The following is a 2,143-nucleotide window of genomic DNA, read 5'->3' on the forward strand; positions in this document are numbered from 1 at the left end:
TAGTCAGAATTTGGCGTGCTGGTAAACGTGGACAGCTTTAAACCTAAACAGGTTAAATCACCAGGTGTGCCACAGGGAGACGGCACGTTGCTGTCTCCATTAAAGTAGACCTCTAGCGGCTGTGCCCAACGCTCAGGAATGACTACGTCACCAACTTTTTTGTCAGGATCAACGCCGCCTGCAATGCCGCTAAGCAGCAGGTGATGAACGTTGAAATGGTCGATCAATAGCTGCGTAATCATGGTGGCGTTCTCGATACTCACCCCAGTTAGAACCACCACCACACGGTTGCCTCTAAGCTCCCCCGTCGTGAAGACATTGCCGTTAATTCGGTATTCCCGTTTGCGCGTTGTTTCAGCTAGGAGGATGTCTGCCTCGCTACCAAACGCTGAAACGATACCCATGCGGGGTTTACACTCAGTCAGACACCGTTTTTTTGCCTGTGGCTGTTCCTGAGCCGCAACTTGGGTTGCAAAGAGGGCAAGACAGAGAAGGACAAGGGCAACGATGCGTTTAAGTTTTCTAGAGGACATGGGGTAGTGCTCCTTTAGTGGCTGCGCCACTGATTCTTCCGTCGAATTTAGTGTACGTCTGTATTAAACGGCACGATGGTACGTGAAGATTGAGTGAGGCTGATTTATCTTCGATAAAACGATTCGATCCACGTTCTCACCTTCCGCTTGTTGCAGCAGATTCAGCGTCGTGCACTGATCGTCACGCAGAAACTGGCTGCGGACGATCGACCCAGCACGGACAAGCGAGTCACTAGCCGCTCATTACTGAGATTTAAAGCGGCTGTGCTTTAGAACGATACACACGATTGTTCATCAACCCGCAGCACCGACTGTTGTTGAAACGCGGTAACGTATGCAGCACGAATGTCCTGAATCGCGCGACTGCTTTCCTTGCTGAACGGATACAGCAGAATTAATAGCTTTGATCCCTCTTTGACAACCGTGCCATTTGAGTCCCGAAATTGACCAGAGCCAGATAGTAACGTCAGTCCATCTGGAAAGCGTCCTGTCACTTCGCGATCGACAAAATCTTGGAAATCCTCCTCGGATATTGTCGAACCATCCGACTTTGACAATCCAAAAAATAGCTCGGTTCTGGCAAAGACCTCGCCATTGACCTGTCTACAAGCTCTCGACCTGCTTAAGGTTTCTGTACCAGCCTGTTCGGGCTGCTGTGCAGAGCTAGGTGCAAGGGCAATGTTTAGCGTTAATCCTGTCACAAGCGACGCGGCTATCAGCATTCGACGCATTTTGTTCATAAATCACCTCAGTAAGTTGGTGCCGCGATTGAGTCATAACGCGCAGTCAATTAACGATGCGGTATCGCGGCTGTGAGGATTTACAGGGTGCAAATGGCAGGTTTATGCAGGCAGTCCTTTCCGGATCAATCGTTTTAGCGGCGTATGTATGGGATATCTCCCTGTGCAAACTCCGCAGGTCGGATAGTAAATGGCGATGTTGTTTCATGGGCGATCGCGGCTTTCTGCCAGTCGAACTGTGCTGGTGACAAGTGCGGTTGTGACGGCAGTGATCATTGGGGTGCGGCAGACAGGCTTTTTGCAACCGCTGGAATTGAGCGGATTTGATCAACTCACGCGACTGCGACCAAGCGAGAAGCCAGACGATCGCCTGCTGATTGTGGGCATTCACGATCAGGATAGTCACGCGCGTGAAACTCCGCTGACCGATCGCACCGTGCGCCTGCTACTGGAAAACCTGGAGGCACTCGCTCCCCGCGCGATCGGCTTGGACATCATTCGTGATGTGCCAGTTGGCTCCGGGAAGAACACAATTCTGGAGTATCTTCAGCTTCTAGAAACGATGCAGCGCACTGAGCGACTGATTGCGGTGTGTCGAGTGCGCGATCGCTTCGATCATGGCTTCCTGCCGCCCGGAGGATTAAAGGCAGACCAGATTGGGGCAGTGAATCTGGAAGCCGACCCGGACGGAATTTTGCGCCGCGCCCTTCTAACCGTGCTGCCGCCAACAAACGCGAGCGGAGAAGCCGCATCTGTCTGCGAGGACTCGGACGCAGCGCTTGGGTTTGGGTTGCAGCTTGCGTTGCGCTACTTAAACGTCGAAGGAATTGCGCTGGAACGATCGTCGAACGGCTCACTCAAGCTGGGTTC

The 2,143-nt window shown here is 52.4% G+C and carries 3 protein-coding genes; 1 reads left to right on the forward strand and 2 read right to left on the reverse strand.

What is annotated here, in order from left to right; all coding sequences use genetic code 11:
• Both H6F43_RS15085 and H6F43_RS15090 read right to left on the reverse strand, forming a co-directional pair.
• Positions 1–533: 5'-methylthioadenosine/S-adenosylhomocysteine nucleosidase (locus H6F43_RS15085; RefSeq protein ID WP_190343555.1), on the reverse strand; the 533-nt coding region annotated here is incomplete at its 3' end.
• Positions 534–802: 269 nt separating this feature from the next.
• Positions 803–1,273 (reverse strand): DUF3574 domain-containing protein, encoded by a 471-nt coding sequence (locus tag H6F43_RS15090; protein WP_190343556.1) that lies wholly within the window; start codon positions 1,271–1,273, stop codon positions 803–805.
• 190 nt (positions 1,274–1,463) lie between these two features.
• Between H6F43_RS15090 and H6F43_RS15095 the strand changes: the two genes are divergently transcribed.
• On the forward strand, positions 1,464–2,143 hold a 680-nt coding region (locus H6F43_RS15095; RefSeq protein ID WP_190343557.1), incomplete at its 3' end, for a CHASE2 domain-containing protein.

The sequence above is a fragment of the Leptolyngbya sp. FACHB-36 genome, assembly GCF_014695955.1.
Taxonomy (GTDB): domain Bacteria; phylum Cyanobacteriota; class Cyanobacteriia; order Leptolyngbyales; family Leptolyngbyaceae; genus FACHB-36.

Bases quoted from the DNA above. Each gene is read 5' to 3' on its own strand.
- H6F43_RS15090 (WP_190343556.1), bottom strand. From the start codon at position 1,273: ATGAACAAAATGCGTCGAATGCTGATAGCCGCGTCGCTTGTGACAGGA.